The 16,955-nt window shown below is 70.1% G+C and carries 12 protein-coding genes and 1 pseudogene; 7 read left to right on the top strand and 6 right to left on the bottom strand.

Going from position 1 to position 16,955, the window contains the following annotated elements; genetic code table 11:
* Window positions 1-1,167, bottom strand: a pseudogene (locus BLR04_RS20895) (DNA-directed RNA polymerase subunit beta); the annotation flags it as partial.
* 363 nt (window positions 1,168-1,530) lie between these two features.
* On the opposite strand from BLR04_RS20895, the gene aceE reads away from it, so the two are divergent.
* The gene (gene aceE / locus BLR04_RS20890; RefSeq protein WP_090767762.1) at window positions 1,531-3,984 is read left to right on the top strand and encodes a pyruvate dehydrogenase (acetyl-transferring), homodimeric type; all 2,454 of its coding nucleotides are present in this window, start codon (window positions 1,531-1,533) and stop codon (window positions 3,982-3,984) included.
* Window positions 3,985-4,159: 175 nt separating this feature from the next.
* On the top strand, window positions 4,160-5,545 hold the full coding sequence (locus BLR04_RS20885; RefSeq protein ID WP_090767758.1) for a sensor histidine kinase: 1,386 nt from the start codon (window positions 4,160-4,162) through the stop codon (window positions 5,543-5,545).
* A 15-nt stretch (window positions 5,546-5,560) separates the two neighbouring features.
* On the opposite strand, the gene BLR04_RS20880 is transcribed toward BLR04_RS20885, so the two are convergent.
* Window positions 5,561-6,292, bottom strand: a complete 732-nt coding sequence (locus tag BLR04_RS20880) for a sulfite exporter TauE/SafE family protein (RefSeq protein WP_245740385.1) — start codon at window positions 6,290-6,292, stop codon at window positions 5,561-5,563.
* A 101-nt stretch (window positions 6,293-6,393) separates the two neighbouring features.
* On the opposite strand from BLR04_RS20880, the gene BLR04_RS20875 reads away from it, so the two are divergent.
* Window positions 6,394-6,714, top strand: a complete 321-nt coding sequence (locus BLR04_RS20875; protein WP_090767755.1) for a ribbon-helix-helix domain-containing protein — start codon at window positions 6,394-6,396, stop codon at window positions 6,712-6,714.
* Window positions 6,695-7,027 (top strand): type II toxin-antitoxin system PemK/MazF family toxin, encoded by a 333-nt coding sequence (locus BLR04_RS20870; RefSeq protein WP_090767752.1) that lies wholly within the window; start codon window positions 6,695-6,697, stop codon window positions 7,025-7,027. The genes BLR04_RS20875 and BLR04_RS20870 overlap by 20 nt, the downstream gene beginning before the upstream one ends.
* 278 nt (window positions 7,028-7,305) lie before the next feature.
* Here BLR04_RS20870 and acnA read toward each other — a convergent pair whose 3' ends face one another.
* Together acnA and BLR04_RS20860 are read right to left on the bottom strand one after the other, a co-directional pair.
* Window positions 7,306-10,035, bottom strand: coding sequence for an aconitate hydratase AcnA (gene acnA, locus BLR04_RS20865; protein WP_090767749.1), 2,730 nt, complete (start codon window positions 10,033-10,035; stop codon window positions 7,306-7,308).
* 143 nt (window positions 10,036-10,178) lie between these two features.
* Window positions 10,179-10,910, bottom strand: a complete 732-nt coding sequence (locus BLR04_RS20860; RefSeq protein WP_090767747.1) for a metal-dependent hydrolase — start codon at window positions 10,908-10,910, stop codon at window positions 10,179-10,181.
* 438 nt (window positions 10,911-11,348) lie between these two features.
* On the opposite strand from BLR04_RS20860, the gene BLR04_RS20855 reads away from it, so the two are divergent.
* Both BLR04_RS20855 and BLR04_RS42410 read left to right on the top strand, forming a co-directional pair.
* Window positions 11,349-12,107 (top strand): PadR family transcriptional regulator, encoded by a 759-nt coding sequence (locus BLR04_RS20855; RefSeq protein WP_090767745.1) that lies wholly within the window; start codon window positions 11,349-11,351, stop codon window positions 12,105-12,107.
* Window positions 12,108-12,256: 149 nt separating this feature from the next.
* Entirely contained in the window at window positions 12,257-12,820 is a 564-nt protein-coding gene (locus BLR04_RS42410; protein ID WP_090767742.1) for a DUF1707 SHOCT-like domain-containing protein, read from the top strand.
* 58 nt (window positions 12,821-12,878) lie between these two features.
* Here the strand turns inward: BLR04_RS42410 and BLR04_RS20845 are convergent, their stop codons facing one another.
* A complete protein-coding gene (locus BLR04_RS20845; RefSeq protein ID WP_090767739.1) occupies window positions 12,879-13,532 on the bottom strand; it encodes a TetR/AcrR family transcriptional regulator in 654 nt (217 codons plus the stop codon).
* 132 nt (window positions 13,533-13,664) lie between these two features.
* Here BLR04_RS20845 and BLR04_RS20840 point away from each other — a divergent pair, with 132 nt between their 5' ends.
* Window positions 13,665-14,573 (top strand): alpha/beta hydrolase family protein, encoded by a 909-nt coding sequence (locus BLR04_RS20840; protein ID WP_090767736.1) that lies wholly within the window; start codon window positions 13,665-13,667, stop codon window positions 14,571-14,573.
* A 4-nt stretch (window positions 14,574-14,577) separates the two neighbouring features.
* Here BLR04_RS20840 and BLR04_RS20835 read toward each other — a convergent pair whose 3' ends face one another.
* Window positions 14,578-16,947 (bottom strand): glycoside hydrolase family 2 protein, encoded by a 2,370-nt coding sequence (locus tag BLR04_RS20835; RefSeq protein WP_090767733.1) that lies wholly within the window; start codon window positions 16,945-16,947, stop codon window positions 14,578-14,580.
* Window positions 16,948-16,955: the final 8 nt, after the last annotated feature.

Genomic DNA, 16,955 nt, shown 5'->3' with positions numbered 1-16,955 from the left:
GACGTCCTGCGTGGTCATCCGCTCGCGGACGACGCGCTCCATGCGGGCCAGGCCCAGGCGGACCTGGTTCTGGATGAGCTCGCCGACGCTGCGCACGCGCCGGTTGCCGAAGTGGTCGATGTCGTCGACCTCGACGATGACCTCGCCGTCGGCGCCCGGCATCGCGTACTCACCCGCGTGCAGGCGGACGAGGTACTCGATGGTCGCGACGATGTCGGTCTCGGCGAGCGTCCCGTGGTCGATGGGCGAATCGACGCCGAGCTTCTTGTTGATCTTGTAACGGCCGACCTTGGCCAGGTCGTAGCGCTTGGGGTTGAAGTAGAGGTTCTCCAGCAGAGTCTGCGCCGACTCCTTGGTCGGCGGCTCGCCCGGCCGCAGCTTGCGGTAGATGTCGAGCAGCGCGTCGTCCTGGCCGGCGGTGTGGTCCTTCTCCAGGGTCGCCCGCATCGACTCGTACCGGCCGAAGCGCTCGAGGATCTGCTCGTTCGTCCATCCCAGCGCCTTGAGCAGGACGGTGACGTGCTGCTTGCGCTTGCGGTCGACGCGGACGCCGACGCTGTCGCGCTTGTCGATCTCGAACTCGAGCCAGGCGCCCCGCGACGGGATGACCTTGCAGGCGTAGAGGTCCTTGTCGGAGGTCTTGTCGACGGTGCGCTCGAAGTAGACGCCGGGCGACCGGGTGAGCTGGGAGGTGACGACGCGCTCGGTGCCGTTGACGACGAACGTGCCCTTCGGCGTCATGAGCGGGAAGTCGCCCATGAACACCGTCTGGCTCTTGATCTCACCGGTGGTGTTGTTGACGAACTCCGCGGTCACGAACATCGGCGCGGAGTAGGTCATGTCCTTGTCCTTGCACTCGTCCACGGAGTGCTTCGGGGGTTCGAACCGGTGGTCCCGGAACGACAGCGACATGGTCCCCGAGAAGTCCTCGATCGGACTGATCTCTTCGAAGATCTCTTCGAGACCCGACTGGGCCGGGACGTCCTTGCGCCCGGCCTGCTGAGCCGCCTCCACCCTGGCCTTCCACTTCTCGTTCCCGAGCAGCCAGTCGAAGGACGCGGTCTGGAGGGCGAGGAGGTCGGGAACCTCGAGCGGTTCCTGGATGCGAGCGAAGGAGGCGCGACGGGGGCCAGCGGGTACGGCGGAGGCGTTGCGCGAGGCTGCCAACAGATGTCCTTCCGGAAGTCACGGATGGTGTCGACTGCGCGCATGACAAACGCCCCGGACAGAGTCCAGGGCATCGACAGACGGCACGGGAGGGCAGCATAACCCATAGAGAAACGAGTGTCCACAAATATTGTGAGCGTCAACCTCGGTGCCGCCATCAGATTGCCACACCGGCAGCGAACTCGTCAACTTGCCGGCCGGCGCGTCTTCCGGGTCGGAGTGTCCGCCATGACCTGTCCTGGACGTCCATACGCGCGAAAAAGCCGCAGGAACAGGGGCTCTCGCGCGGTCACCAGATCACGGACGCAGGCGGACAAAGATCCCATCATAAGATGACTGGATTAAAGGGTGTTTAATGTCTTCATGGAGAAAGATCTGGACCCCCAGGAGACCGCCGAGTGGCTCGAATCGCTCGAGGCGGTTCGCCGGGCGGCCGGCCCCGAACGGGCCGAGTTCCTGTTGAGAAAGCTGGCCACAAGCACGCGCTATCTCAACACCGTCCCGACGGCACAGGAACCCCCCTATCCGGGGGACCTCCAACTGGAGGAGCGTATCGCGGCCTACGACCGCTGGAACGCAGCGGTCATGGTCAGCCGGGCCAGCAAGCTGGGTCTGGGCGGCCACCTGTCCACCTACGCGTCCGCCGCGTGGTTGTACGAGGTCGGCTTCAACCACTTCTTCAACGGGGCCGAGGACCAGGTCTACTTCCAGGGCCACGCCTCCCCCGGCATCTACGCCCGCGCCTTCCTCGAGGGACGGCTCACCGAGGCCCAGCTCGACCTGTTCCGGCGGGAGACCGCGGGCGGCCTGCCGTCGTACCCGCACCCGAGGAACATGCAGGACTTCTGGCAGTTCCCGACGGTCTCGATGGGCATCGGCCCGCTGAACGCCGTCTACCAGGCGAGGTTCAACCGCTACCTGCACAACCGCGGCATCAAGGACACCTCCGCCAGCCACGTATGGGCGTTCCTCGGCGACGGCGAGATGGACGAGCCCGAGTCGACGGCCGCGCTCACCCTGGCCGCCCGTGAGGGGCTCGACAACCTCACCTTCGTCATCAACTGCAACCTGCAGCGGCTGGACGGCCCCGTACGCGGCAACACCCGCATCGTGAACGAACTGGAAGGGGTCTTCAGGGGCTCCGGCTGGAACGTGGTCAAGGCGCTGTGGGGCTCGGAGTGGGACGATCTGCTGCGCTCCGACGAGCTCGTCTCCAGGCTCGGCCAGGTGCCTGACGGCCAGTTCCAGACGTTCGCCGCGTCGTCCGGCGACTACATCAGGACCCACCTGTTCGAGGGCCTGGACGTCGCCCAGGGGTACTCCGACGAGGACCTGCGGCGCATCGTCGCGGGCTCGCGGGCCGGTCACGAGCCGCGCAAGGTGCACGCCGCCTACCGCCACGCCGTCGACCACCGGGGCGCCCCCACGGTCGTGCTGGTCCAGACGGTCAAGGGGTGGACGCTCGGCGAGGGCGTCGAGGCGCGCAACGCCAACCACCAGATGAAGAAGCTCTCCAACGACGAGTTCCGCGCCATGCGCGACCGTCTCGGCCTGCCGATCTCCGACGAGGCGCTCAGCGGTGAGCTGCCGCCGTACGCGCACCCCGGACCCGACTCCCCCGAGGCGCGGTACGCGGCCGAGCGGCGCCGCGAGCTGGGTGGCCCCATCCCCAGCCGGACCGTGTCCCACCACGCGCTGGCGCTGCCCGCCACGCGGCCCTTCGACCGGATCGCGAAGGGCTCGGAGCAGCCGATCGCCACCACGATGGCGTTCGTCCGGCTGGTCAAGGACCTCATGCGCGAACCGGAGTCGGGCCGCCGCTGGGTGCCGATCGTGCCCGACGAGGCCCGGACGTTCGGCATGGAGTCGCTGTTCCCCACGGCGAAGATCTACTCCCCGCTCGGCCAGCGGTACGAGCCGGTCGACCGCGACCTCCTGCTGGCGTACAAGGAGGCGACCGACGGGCAGCTGCTCATCGAGGGCATCACCGAGGCGGGCTCGATGGCGTCGTTCACCGCGGCGGCGACCAGCTACGCCACGCACGGCGAGCCGATGATCCCGTTCTACATCTTCTACTCGATGTTCGGCTTCCAGCGGACCGGCGACCAGATGTGGGCGGTCGCCGACCAGCTCGGCCGCGGCTTCCTCGTCGGCGCGACCGCGGGCCGCACCACCATGACCGGTGAGGGCCTCCAGCACGCCGACGGGCACTCGCAGCTGCTCGCCTCCACCAATCCGGCCTGCCTGGCCTACGACCCGGCCTTCGCGTACGAGGTGGCCGAGATCGTGCGTGACGGCCTCGAGCGGATGTACGGCCCGGCGGCCGAGGACGTGTTCTACTACATGACCGTCTACAACGAGCCGATGCCCCAGCCCGCGATGCCCGAGGGCGTGCGCGAGGGCATCGTCAAGGGCATGTACCGCTTCTCCGAGGGCGGCGGCCAGGCGCACCTGCTGGCCAGCGGCACGGCGATGCACTGGGCCCTCGCGGCGCAGCAGCATCTCAAGGACGAGTACGGCGTGGGCGTGGACGTCTGGTCGGTGACCTCGTGGAGCGAGCTGCGCCGCGACGCCATGACCACGACCGGCGTACCGTACGTGCAGCAGGCCCTGGCCGGCACCGAGGGCCCGGTGATCGCGGTCAGCGACTGGATGCGGGCCGTGCCCGACCAGATCCGGCCGTGGATCGACCGGCCGTGGACGTCGCTCGGCACCGACGGGTTCGGCCTCTCCGACACCCGCGAGGCCGTGCGCCGGCACTTCGGCGTCGACCCGCAGTCGATCGCGCACGCGGTGCTCAAGGCGGTCGGCGCCTGACCCGGTGACCCGTACGGCGGTGGCCCTCTCCCCATGGCGGAGGGGGCCGCTGTCGTTCGGCGCCCAGGTGGCGGCGGCAAGACTTGACCGTCTGTTGCCCTGCCATTGCGGAGCCGAGCCCCGGGCGTGAACACACGGCTGCGTTCCGTGTGCTCAACTTGCTAGGGGATGACACATGGTTACCTGGCGCTGTATTTCGGTCACTAAACGTATTACTCTGTTCGCCGGCACGCTCGCGGTGCTGCTGTCGGCGCTGCTGGCCGTGACACTCCTGCTCGCCTTCCACGAATACGCCACCCAGACGCTCACCCGCGAGCTCGCCGCCGCCCGTGGGCGGCTGGCCATGCAGGTGGAGCTCCGGCAACCGGTCACCCCCCTGACCGTCCGCACGAACCGCAACGTGCAGATCGTCGACTACCTGGGCGCGGTGGTGGCCTCCACCCCGCAGCTGGACGGCAAACCCGCCATGGCCGGCTCCCCGGGACGCGACCAGAGCTCGTCCTCCGTCGTCTGCGGCGGCGTCTTCCCCTCAGGCGAGTGCGACATCGTGGTGGCCCAGCCCGCTCTCCGCGACGGCCACTTCTGGACCGTCTACGTCGCATCCCCCACCATCCCGGCCTACGTCGAGCCGTGGCTCGCCGCGACGGTGCTGGGCGCCGCGGCGGCGCTCGCGGCGGCGGTGACGCTCCTGGCACGCCGGATCGTCGTCGGCTCCCTCCGTCCTGTCGCCATGATCCAGACGGAGCTCGACCGGATGGCCGACGTCCGTGCCGACCACAGGGTGCCCGTTCCGGGGAGTCAGGACGAGATCCACGACCTGGCCGAGACCGTCAACCGGACGCTCACCCGGCTGCACGCCGCGGTGACACAGCAGCGTCACTTCACCTCGAACGCCTCCCATGAGCTGCGCACACCCATCGCGGCGATCCAGGCGGAGGTCGAGGACGCCCTGCACGCGCCGGACGAGACCACCGTCACCGCTCTCGGCACGAAGATCCTCAGCAGTCTCGAGCGCCTTCAGGCGATCGTGGACGACCTGCTGCTCATCACCCGGCTGGAGTCGGGACGCCCCCTCGATGACGAACCGGTGGACCTCGCCGCACTCGTACGGGCCGAGTGCCGGCACCGAGGGGACACCACCGTGAACTGCTTGCTCGAGCCGGGCGTGATGGTGTCGGGCGACCGCGCCTGGCTGTCGCGCCTGCTGACCAACCTGCTCGACAACGCCGAACGGCACGCCAGGTCCAAGACGACCGTACAGGTGCGGCAGCTGCCCGCCACCCGGCAGGACGCGCACCGCTTCCCGCACGGCGTCGCGGTGCTGGAGGTCATCGACGACGGGCCGGGCATCGCGGAGTCGGAGCGGGAGCTGGTCTTCCAGCGCTTCGCCCGCCTGGACACCGCCCGCGACCGCAACCGGGGAGGCACCGGGCTGGGCCTGCCGATCGCGCGGCAGATCGCCTGCGCCCACGGCGGCACCCTGCGGATCGCGGACACCCCCAGCGGCGCGCACTTCGTCGCCCGCCTGCCGCTCGCCCTCCAGAGGCAGCTCGTGCAGTAGTGGCTCGTCGGCAGGTCAGAGCCGGGTGAGCACGTTCTGTGCGATCAGCCCCACGGCCGAGGCGGCCGCCACGGTGAGTACCGCCACGCGCACCCTCCCGCCGTCGAGGTAGCGCCGGAGCGGGGCCGAGGCCAGGAACCCGAGCACCATGGGCGCGACCAGCGCCGCCCCGATGCCCAGCGCGCCGGCGGGCAGCTCCCCCACGACGGCGAGGATGACGAGCGACTGGGCGGCGCTCAGCAGGAAGAACATCGCGAGCGTGGCCCTGATCTGGGCGCCCTTGGCGTTCTGGTAGACGAGCGCGACGGGCGGACCGCCGATGCCGGTGGCGGTGCCGGTGATGCCGGACACGAAACCGGCCGAGGTGATCGTGAGGCCGTTGCGCGGGACGCTCAGCGACCGGGCCGTGAGCACCACGGCGAGCAGCACCATGGCGGCGACGAGGAGACCGCGGGTGTAGACGGAAACGTAGACAATGACGGCTGCTCCGATGATGCTCCCGGGTAACCGTCCGAGGGCGGCGAAACCGAAGCCTCGCCAGTCGACGGTCCGCCACTCGCGCGCCAGCGTGAACAGCGGCAGCGTCATGTTCACCACCTGGATCGCACCGGGCATGACGTCGGGTTCGAGCATCGTGAGCACGGGCGCCGCGACCAGCCCGGCCCCGAACCCCACGCTGCCCTGCACCACCGCCCCGACGAAGACCGCCAGACCGCCGACCAGGAGCACCAACGCCGTCTCACTCATGCGACCCAGTACATCATCATTACTCTCTGTTTCCATTCACCATACAAGAGTGACGATGGGTTGCTACAGTCGTCGCATGACGCCGACGTAGCCTCTGGAGTATGAGCATGAAGCCCAAAGCCACGACGATTCGCGTCAGCGTCGCGACGAGAGACCGACTAGCCCGCATCGCCCGACAGGAGGGCCGAGCCATGACCGAGGTGCTCAACGAAGCCATCGCAGACTACGAGCAGAAGCTGTTCTGGCAGACGGTCAACGAGCAGATCGAGCAGACGCAGCGCGAGAACCCCGAGGCCTGGGAGGACTACCTCGCAGAGCGCCGGCTCGTGCTGGGCCGGCCGTCACGCGCCCGACGCACAGCCCCTGAGTGGGAGGGCTTGATCACTTTCCCTGAGGAGAGGAATGACACTGACCCAAGGTGACCTCTGGTTCACCCATTTCGGCGACCCGACAGGCCGCGAGCAGGGTTACGGACGGCCTGCGCTGATCATCAGCAACGACAGTCTCAACCAGTCGAGGCTGGGGCTCGTCTTCGCGGTGCCACTGACCACCCGCGAACGCGGATATCTCACCCACGTCCGCATCGGCACCGACGGCACCGGCCTGGCCAAGCCGAGCTGGGCGATGGTCGAACAGGTGCGGGCCATCTCACCGGACCGGTTCGACTTCTTCGTGGGCCGCGCGTCCCAGGAAACCGTCGCTGAGGCCGTGACCGTGCTGAGGCGCATGCTCTGAGTTCGCCACCCGGCGAACACGTATTTCGCCGGGTGGCACGGGCCATCGTGCCAGACGTCGTACGGCTCGTGGCGGCCGAACACGGAAATTCCGGGGAACGCAAGAGCCGCCCGGCGGGGGGTTGCCCGCTGGGCGGCTCTCATGGGTTCGGGTGGTTCCCCCGATGCGGGCGCGTGAGGATCACGCCCAACCCCCGGCAGTGTGAGCCAAGGGCCCCCGTCACCCCCGCCCGGCTCATGACCGGGCGGGAGCGCGGGAAGACCTGACGCCGGCTCGCCCTATTTGGCGAGCAGCGAGCGCAGGACGTACTGCATGATGCCGCCGTGGCGGTAGTAGTCGGCCTCGCCCGGCGTGTCGATGCGGACCACCGCGTCGAACTCGATGTCGCCGGCCCTGACGTGCACCGTGCTCGGGATGCCGCCGCGGTTGAGCTCCTCGACACCGGTGATGTCGAAGGTCTCTTCACCCGTCAGGCCGAGCGACTGCGCCGAGGCGCCCTCGGGGAACTGCAGCGGCAGCACGCCCATGCCGATCAGGTTGGAGCGGTGGATGCGCTCGTAGGACTCGGCGATGACGGCGCGGACGCCGAGCAGCGCGGTGCCCTTGGCCGCCCAGTCACGCGAGGAGCCGGAGCCGTACTCCTTGCCCGCGAGCACCACCAGCGGGGTGCCGGCGGCGGCGTAGTTGACGGAGGCGTCGTAGATGAACGACACCGGGCCGTCGGGCTGGGTGAAGTCGCGGGTGTAGCCGCCCTCGGTGCCCGGCGCGATCTGGTTGCGCAGGCGGATGTTGGCGAACGTGCCGCGGATCATCACCTCGTGGTTGCCGCGCCGCGAGCCGTAGGAGTTGAAGTCCCTCACCTCGACGCCGTGGGCCTGCAGGTACTGGGCCGCCGGGGTGCCGACCTTGATGGAGCCGGCCGGCGAGATGTGGTCGGTGGTGACCGAGTCGCCGACCTTGACCAGCACGCGGGCGCCCGCGATGTCGGTGACGGGCTCCGGCTTCTCCGGCATGCCGTCGAAGTAGGGGGCCTTGCGCACGTAGGTCGACTCGACGTCCCACTCGAAGGTGTCGCCGGTCGGGATCGGCAGCGAACGCCAGTGGTCGTCGCCCTTGAACACGTCGGCGTAGTCACGCTCGAACATGTCGCGGCCGATCGAGGAGTGGACGACCTGCGCGATCTCCTCCGGCGACGGCCAGATGTCGCGCAGGTAGACCGGCGCGCCGTCGGAGCCCAGGCCGAGCGGCTCGTTGTCGAGGTCGATGTCCATCGTCCCGGCCAGCGCGTACGCCACCACGAGCGGCGGCGAGGCCAGGTAGTTCATCTTGACGTCGGGGTTGATCCGGCCCTCGAAGTTGCGGTTGCCGGACAGGACCGCGGTGACGGCGAGGTCGTTGGCCTGGATGGCCTCGGAGATCTCGGGCAGCAGCGGGCCCGAGTTGCCGATGCAGGTGGTGCAGCCGTAGCCGACGAGGTTGAACCCGATCTTGTCGAGGTACGGCTGCAGCCCCGAGCGCTCGAAGTAGCCGGTGACGACCTGCGAGCCGGGAGCCAGCGACGTCTTGACCCAGGGCTTGCGGTTGAGGCCCTTGTCGACCGCGTTGCGGGCCAGCAGCGCCGCGCCGAGCATGACGTACGGGTTGGACGTGTTGGTGCACGAGGTGATCGCGGCGATCGAGACGATGCCGTGGTCGATCTCGAACGAGGTGCCGTCGGCCAGCGTGACCGGGACCGGCTTGTGCGGGCGGCCGCCGTTGGCGGTGGCGTTCGAGGCCGGCGCGTCGGAGGCCGGGAACGACTCCTTCGACGCCTCGTCGACGTCGTCGGTGACGTAGTTGCGCACGTCGTGGCGCCAGGTGACCTTGGCGTCGGACAGGGCGATGCGGTCCTGCGGGCGCTTGGGGCCGGCGATCGACGGGACGACCGTGCCGAGGTCGAGCTCGATGTACTCGGAGAAGACCGGCTCGGGCGCGGACGGGTCGAGCCACAGGCCCTGGGTCTTGGCGTACGCCTCGACGAGGGCGATCTGCTCCTCGGAGCGGCCGGTCAGACGCAGGTAGTCGACGGTCTGGCCGTCGATCGGGAAGATCGCGCAGGTGGAGCCGAACTCGGGGCTCATGTTGCCGATCGTGGCCCGGTCGGCCACCGGGACGGACGCGACGCCCTCGCCGTAGAACTCGACGAACTTGCCGACCACGCCGTGCTTGCGCAGCATCTCGGTGATGGTCAGGACCAGGTCGGTGGCGGTGGCGCCGGCCGGCAGGCGGCCGTTGAGCTTGAAGCCGACCACGCGCGGGATGAGCATGGAGATCGGCTGGCCGAGCATCGCGGCCTCGGCCTCGATGCCGCCGACGCCCCAGCCGAGAACGCCGATGCCGTTCTCCATCGTGGTGTGGGAGTCGGTGCCGACACAGGTGTCGGGGTAGGCCTTGCCGTCGCGGGTCATGACGACCCGGGCCAGGTGCTCGATGTTGACCTGGTGGACGATGCCGGTGCCCGGCGGGACGACCTTGAACTCGTCGAACGCGGTCTGGCCCCAGCGCAGGAACTGGTAGCGCTCGCGGTTGCGCTCGTACTCGCGCTCGACGTTGCGCTGGAAGGCGTCGGGGTGGCCGAAGTAGTCGACGATGACGGAGTGGTCGATGACCATCTCGGCCGGCGCGAGCGGGTTGATGCGCGCCGGGTCGCCGCCGAGGTCGCGCACGGCCTCGCGCATGGTGGCGAGGTCGACGACGCAGGGCACGCCGGTGAAGTCCTGCATGATGACGCGGCCGGGCGTGAACTGGATCTCCACGCTCGGGGCGGCCTTCGGGTCCCACTCGCCGAGCGCCCGGATGTGGTCGCCGGTGATGTTGGCGCCGTCCTCGGTGCGGAGGAGGTTCTCCAGCAGGATCTTCAGGCTGTACGGGAGGCGTCCGGAGCCCTCGACGGCGTCAAGCCGGAAGATCTCGTATGACGCGTCTCCGACGCGTAGCGTGTCACGGCTGCCGAAGCTGTTCGCGGACACGGTGATTCGCCTCCTCGTTAGACCGGTGTTCAGTGCAAATCCTGCCGCACGCCCGGATCGAACAGCACGTTAGGTGTGCCTAAGTGACAGGTCGCGGCGGATCTCTCGACGTCAAGATATTATCAGGGTATCTCGACATCAAGTTAAACGGGCGCGAGCCGCCAGAAGAGCAGGCCCACGATCGCCACGGACAGGATCGGCGCGAGGATCTTCTGCTCGAACTTCCTGCCGGTCTTGATGCCGATCTTCCACGGCAGCACGAACGTGACGGACAGCGGCCAGAGCACGGGACAGCCGCGTTCGGTCAGGCAGTCGCCGACGACGTGCGCGAGACAGCCGATCCCGACGACCAGCCCCAGCCAGGCGTAGCCGACGTCGAGGGAGAGGAAGACGGCGAACAACCCTGCGGTGAGCCCGATGTTGACCATCGCGGACCCGAGCTTGTTGCCGGGGATGCCGACGCCGATGGCCCGCAGGGCGAGGCCGACGAGCAGGACGACCATGATGTCGCGTCCGAGGGGATAGGCGTTCGCCAGCCAGTGGACGCCGAACCCGGTCGCGGCGGCGAAGATCAGCGAGTGCGTCGCGCCTCGGTGGCCGCCGGCGAGCCAGTTCACCGTCTTGCTGAGCGCCCATGTGACGGGCCCGAACGTCTGCGCGATCGTCGCGCTCGGATGGTCGAGGTCGGGCAGCATCGCCGCGCCCGCGCACACGATCGCCCCGGCGATCAGCTCGGCGGGGCTGAGGGCGGTGGCCATGATGCCCGTCTCGATGAAGCGCGAAGGCGCGTCGTTCAGCATCGGGAGTGCGGCCAACGGCGGAGCGAGCCCCAGCCAGGCGATGGCCCCGGTCATCGCATGCGTGTGCCCCATCATGATCGGGACTGTACGGCAAAGAACGCCTTTACGCGTCCCGCCCCGGCGAGCCCCGCAGGGCCGGGGCACGGGCATCTCCCCTGACAGCAACCAGCGCCTCACCCCAACCCCCGGCAAAGCCCCCACGCGCGACAACCCGCATCGCACCTGGACCACAAGGCCATCCCGCGCGAACCGCGGAATGACGAAATCCTCGGGCCCCGCCGGGGAAAAAGTCTGGAAACGCAGACGAGGTCGTTCTCCACGGCGACAGCACCCCCCAGCCCTGCCGACGCGGAACGACCTCGTCTGCTCTGAACAACGCGTCCCCTTCCGATCCTGTTCCCCAATTCCGCAACTTTTTCGTGATCTGGCTCACTTTGCGTAGGGGCTTGTTGGCGAGCGGTTCTCGATATATCTTTGACGCATCGAGAATAGATCACGATATAGGAGGAAACAGTGAGTAACCCTCTCGCTGCGGGCCAGCCCTGGCCCGGCGCTCACGAGTACAAGCGCGCCGCCAAAGAGGCGCTGCGCAGCCTCGCCGAGGCCTTCGAGCACTTCGGCGACCACCACGGCGGGCCGCGCGGCGGCCCGCACAGCGGCTCCCCCGGCGGCCACCACGGCGGTCATCACGGCCCGCACCACGAACACCGAGGGCGGGGAAGACGCGGTCCCGGTCCGTTCCCCTTCGACTTCGGGCGCGGCCCGGGCGCGCCCTGGGGCGGCGGCCAGCGCGGCTGGGGCGGACGGGGCCGCAAGGCCAAGCGGGGCGACGTACGGGCGGCCATCCTGGCCCTGCTCGCCGAGGAGCCCCGCAACGGCTACCAGATCATCCAGGAGATCGCCGAGCGCAGCGAAGGCGGCTGGAAGCCCAGCCCCGGAGCCGTCTACCCGGCGCTGCAGCAGCTGAGTGACGAGGGCCTGGTCATCTCGTCGGAGAGCGAGGGACGCAAGACGTTCCGCCTCACCGACGAGGGCCGCGCCTACATCGAGGGGCACCCCGACGAGGTCCGCGCCCCGTGGGACGAGATGCGTCCCGACATCGACGACAACACCGCCGATCTGTGGCACATCGCCCGGCAGTCCGCGTTCGCGATGATGCAAATTCTTCAGACGGGCAACGACGCACAGATCCGCGAAGCGCGTAAGACTTTGGTGGAGTCCCGTCGCAAGCTCTACCAGATCCTGGCCGAGGACGAGCCCGACGACGAGTGACGACGAACGGTGAGATGGTGAGCACGACGGAAGCGTCGGCGGGGGCGACGGCGCCGGAGCGATCCGGGCCGTCGCGCCGAGCGGGCACGACCGCGGGCATGACCGGAGCCCCACCGGCCGCCCGGATATGGCACAGCGAGGAGCCTGACATGGACCATGACGACCTCCGCGTCGGCGACGCCGAGCGGGAGCAGACCATGGCGGCCCTGCGCGAGCACTTCGCCCAGGGCCGCCTGACCAATGAGGAACTCGACGAGCGGCTCGATCAGACGCTGGCCGCCAAGACGTTCCGCGACCTCGCGCGCGTGACGGCCGACCTGCCGGGCTCCGGGCCCGCCGCGCCGTCGGCGGAGCCGCCCCGGCCATGGCCGGGAATGGGGCCGGGAATGGGGCCGGGAATGGGGCCGGGCTGGGCGCCGGGGCCTCCCTCCGGCCTTCCAGGTCCGTTCCACGATCCGGCGGGCTGGAGGGCGGCCGCGCACGCGCACCGGCAGCAGATGCACGACATGCGCCACGCGAGCAGAGAGGCGCGCCGCGCCGCCCGTTCCCAGTGGCGTCGGCATCATCACGGCCCGGGTGGCCTGCTTCCCGCGCTCCTCGTGCTCGTGGTGCTGTCGCTGGTCTTCGGCCTGTCCGGGCTGTTCAAGGTAGTGCTCATGATCTGGCTCGGCGCACTGCTCTTCACCGCGGTCAACCGCCGCCTACGCCGCTGAGGCCCGCCTGACGACCCGGCGTCGCGGGTTCAGGCGCGCCATGTGACACCCGGTTCGCCTACGGGGTGGATGGTCGGTGTTGCAGGCCGGTCAGGAGGAGGGTGACCATGCGGCGGGCGTCGTACTGCGAGTCTTTGCCGGCGCCGATGCAGAGGTTGCCGACTCCCCGCAGCAGTTCGAGAGCCTCGATGTCCGTACGGACCTGACCCGCCCGGGTGGCGGCGGCGAGAAGGTCGGCACAGACGGGCACGAGACGGTCAAGGAAGTACGCGTGCAGCGTCTGGAACGCGGCGTCGTCCGACTGCAGGGCCTCGGCCAGGCCGTGTTTGGTCACCAGGAAGTCGACGAAGAGGTCGATCCACCGCGTCAGGGCGGTGTACGGCGAGTCGGCGCTCGCCAGCAGTTCCGGCCCCGCCGCGGCACAGGCCTCGACCTGGTGCCGGTAGACGGCGGCGACGAGATCGGCCCGCGTCGGGAAGTGCCGGTAGATCGTGCCGACGCCGACGCCCGCCCTGGCCGCGATGTCGCGCACGGGCACGTCGACGCCCGAGGCGACGAACGCTGCGGCGGCCGCTTCCAGCAGCGTCTTCTCGTTGCGCCGGGCATCGGCCCGCTTCCGAGGGGCCGGCCCGCTGCCGACGTCGGCCCGCTTCCCGAGGGTCGCCGCGCTGCCGAGGTCGGCCTGCTCCCCGGGGGCCGATCCGCTGCTCATGTCAGCCACTGCCGCTGCCGCCTCCGTCACTCGACTTGCTAATCGGAACACGGTTCCGTATCGTCTTTAGCGGAACACGGATCCGTTTTCCTCATGATGCCAGATCATCCTGCCTGTCGAGGAGAACACCCCATGCACGACCCCACCCCTGTCATCTCCGTCCGCCCCGTGGTGCTGCCCGCGCCTGCCCGCGGCGAGGACCTGCGCGTACGCGTCTCGGCCCCCGTCACCGGCGGCGAGCTGCCCGTCATCGTCTTCTCGCACGGCTTCGGCGGGTCGCTGGACGGCTATGCCCCGCTCGTCGACTTCTGGGCCGCCCGCGGCTTCGTCGTCGTCCAGCCCACCCACCTCGACTCGCGGACGCTGAACCTCGCTCCCGACGACCCCCGCCATCCCGAGATCTGGCGCCACCGCGTGGACGACCTGACCCGTGTCCTCGACCGGCTGGACGTCCTCGAAGCCGCCGTGCCCGGCCTCGCGGGGCGCGTCGACCGGGACAGCGTCGCCGCGGCCGGGCACTCCTGGGGCGCCCAGACGGTGAGCATGCTGCTGGGCGCGCGGGTCCTCGACGCCGACGGCGCCCCGGGCAAGGACATGTCCGACCCGCGGATCAAGGCGGGCGTGCTGCTCGCCGTGCCCGGCACCGGCGGCGCCGACCTGACGCCGTTCGCCGCCGAGCACTTCCCCTTCATGAACCCCGGCTTCTCGGAGATGACCACGCCCGCCCTGGTCGTCGCCGGCGACCGGGACCAGTCCGCCCTGTCGGTGAGGGGGCCTGAGTGGTTCACCGACGCGTACGCCCTGAGCCCAGGGAGCAAGAGCCTGCTCACGCTGTTCGGGGCGGAGCACTCGCTCGGCGGCATCTCCGGCTACCACTCCACGGAGACGACCGACGAGAGCCAGGAACGGGTCGCCCTGCTCCGGCGGCTCACGTGGGCCTACCTGCGCGGCGCGCTGCGGCCCGGCGACCCGAGCTGGTCGGCGGCGACCGCCGAGCTGGCCCGCGACGCCGATCCACTGGGCCGCGTCGACTCCAGGTGACCGGTCAGGAGTTGACGCAGCGCAGCACCGGGAAGGCGGTCAGGGCGCGGGCGTCCAGGTCGCTCGCGGTGGTGACGTGGAAGACGGCGCTCTCGCCGGGCAGCAGCGTGACGAGCTGGTCGTCCACGACCGCGTCCGGGTCGAGCCGGTCGGGGAAGAGAGCGAGTTCGCGCAGCACGGTGACGGCGGTGACGGTCACCCGGTACCCGGAGCCGACCCGTTCCACCGACGCCTCCCAGACGGCCTGCGGGTACGCGACGGCGGTGTCGTTCGCGTAGCAGCTCACCGCGCGCGCCTCGTCGAGGCGGGCCACGAGCAGCTCGGTCGCCGGGTCGCCGGGCGTCGCGAGCCGCGGCGGCAGCGCCACCCGGGTCACCGCCCTGGGCGCCACGCGCACGGAGACGACCTCCTTGGCCAGCGGCTCCCCCGTGAGGGCGTGCCGGACCAGGTCCAGCTCGCCGGACCACGGCTCGGACGTGTCGTTGACCAGGGCCACCTCACCGTCCCGCACGGTGATCAGCCGGTCGGCGTAGGCCCGGCGCAGCGCGTACCAGAGCGGCTTGCGGCGGCCGTCGCCGTCGACCGCCGACCACGACGTGACCGGCCAGCAGTCGTTGAGCTGCCAGACGACCGTCCCCATGCAGTACGGCATCAGCGACCGGAACCGTTCGATCCCGTACGCCACCGCCCTGGCCTGGTTGAGCTGGGTCAGGTAGTGCCAGTCGTCGAACGTCTCGGGCCGCGGCAGGTGCGTGCCGAGCCCGCGGAGCAGCTTGCCCTCGCCGTCGATCGCCTTCTGGTGGGAGGAGGCGGGGGTGAGCGGCTCGTCGGAGGAGGCGCGGCGCAGCGTGGCGTACGCCGGCGGCCCCTGGAACCCGAATTCGGCCACGAACCGGGGCCGGTAGGCGGCGTAGCGGGTGTAGTCCTCGCGGTTCCAGACGTCCCAGATGTGCGTCGTGCCGCGGGCGGGGTCGTTCGGGGGCAGGTGCGGCGCCCCCGAGTAGGGGCTGCCCGGCCAGTACGGCCGCGTCGGGTCGAGCTCGGCGACGATCGACGGGAGCAGGTCGTGGTAGAAGCCCGCGCCCCAGCTGCGGTGCTCCAGCCGGTCACGCCAGCCCCAGTCGGCGTACCCCTCGAGGTTCTCGTTGTTGCCGCACCACAGCGCGAGGCTGGGGTGGCGGGCGAGCCGCGCGACGTGCCGGCGCGCCTCGGCCTCGACCTCCGACCGGAACGGCTCCTCCTCGGGGTAGGCGGCGCAGGCGAACGGGAAGTCCTGCCACACCAGCAGGCCCAGCTCGTCGGCGAGGTCGTAGAAGTCGTCGCTCTCGTACGTGCCGCCGCCCCAGACCCGTACCAGGTTGACGCCAGCGGCGACGGCCTGCCCGAGCCGTTCGGCCAGGCGGTCGCGGGTGACGCGGGCGGGGAAGCAGTCGTCGGGGATCCAGTTGACCCCCTTGACGAACACCGGCACGCCGTTGACCGCCAGCCGGAACGCCTCGGGCCGCAGTTCGACGTCGCGGAAGCCGATGCGGCCCGTCCACGCGTCGCCGCCGTCCTCCCCTGACAGGCGGACGGACAGGTCGTACAGCGACTGGGCGCCGTACCCGCGGGGCCACCACAGGTCCGGCTCGGGCACCCGCAGCCTGAGCGTGGCCGTGCGGCCTTCGAGCCGCTGTTCGGCGCGGACGCCGGCGACCTCGGCGGTCAGCGTGAGCGGGTGCCCGGTGGTGTGCCCGGTGGTGTGCTCGGTGGTGCGCTCGACGCGGACGTGCACCTCCACCGTGCCGTCGGCGCGCGCCAGCGGACGGACCTCGGCCAGGCGGGCGCGGCTCCAGCTCTCCAGCCCGATCGGACGCCAGATCCCGGCCGTGACGACGTTCGGTCCCCAGTCCCAGCCGAAGTTGCAGGCGCTCTTGCGGACGAAGGCGTACGGCTCGTCGTAGGCGGCCGGCCGCTCCCCCAGCGCCGCCCGCTGCTCCTCGGCGTAGGCGTAGGCGGAGCCGAAGCGCACGACGAGCTCGTTGTCGCCGTCGCGCAGCAGGTGGCGGACCGGGAAGCGGTAGCCGCGGTGCTGGTTGGCGGTGCTGCCCAGGCGCACGCCGTTGAGGGTGAGCGTGGCGACGGTGTCCAGGCCCTCGCACACGAGGTCGGTGCGCTCGTGCCCGTCCGGCGACCAGGTGAACGTGGTGCGGTAGGTCCATTCAGAACGGCCGATCCAGGCGAGGCGGTGCTCGTTGTCGTCCAGGTAGGGGTCGGGGATCAGTCCGGCGGCCAGCAGGTCGGTGTGCACGCAGCCCGGCACGCCGGCGGGCACGGCTGTGCCGTCCCGTCCGGTCAGTGACCAGCCGTCGTGCAGCGGACGGTACGAACTCACGGGTGTCT

The organism is Nonomuraea maritima (genome assembly GCF_900100395.1).
GTDB classification, from domain to species: Bacteria; Actinomycetota; Actinomycetes; order Streptosporangiales; family Streptosporangiaceae; genus Nonomuraea; species Nonomuraea maritima.
Note: the sequence above shows the minus strand (reverse complement) of the source record. Positions and strands in the feature narration are given on the sequence as shown.

Excerpts from the sequence above, each read along its gene's own strand:
- aceE (WP_090767762.1), top strand. The coding sequence starts at position 1,531 with ATGGAGAAAGATCTGGACCCCCAGGAGACCGCCGAGTGGCTCGAATCG.
- BLR04_RS20885 (WP_090767758.1), top strand. The coding sequence starts at position 4,160 with ATGGTTACCTGGCGCTGTATTTCGGTCACTAAACGTATTACTCTGTTC.
- BLR04_RS20880 (WP_245740385.1), bottom strand. The coding sequence starts at position 6,292 with ATGAGTGAGACGGCGTTGGTGCTCCTGGTCGGCGGTCTGGCGGTCTTC.
- BLR04_RS20875 (WP_090767755.1), top strand. The coding sequence starts at position 6,394 with ATGAGCATGAAGCCCAAAGCCACGACGATTCGCGTCAGCGTCGCGACG.
- BLR04_RS20870 (WP_090767752.1), top strand. The coding sequence starts at position 6,695 with ATGACACTGACCCAAGGTGACCTCTGGTTCACCCATTTCGGCGACCCG.
- BLR04_RS20860 (WP_090767747.1), bottom strand. The coding sequence starts at position 10,910 with ATGATGGGGCACACGCATGCGATGACCGGGGCCATCGCCTGGCTGGGG.
- BLR04_RS42410 (WP_090767742.1), top strand. The coding sequence starts at position 12,257 with ATGGACCATGACGACCTCCGCGTCGGCGACGCCGAGCGGGAGCAGACC.
- BLR04_RS20845 (WP_090767739.1), bottom strand. The coding sequence starts at position 13,532 with ATGAGCAGCGGATCGGCCCCCGGGGAGCAGGCCGACCTCGGCAGCGCG.
- BLR04_RS20840 (WP_090767736.1), top strand. The coding sequence starts at position 13,665 with ATGCACGACCCCACCCCTGTCATCTCCGTCCGCCCCGTGGTGCTGCCC.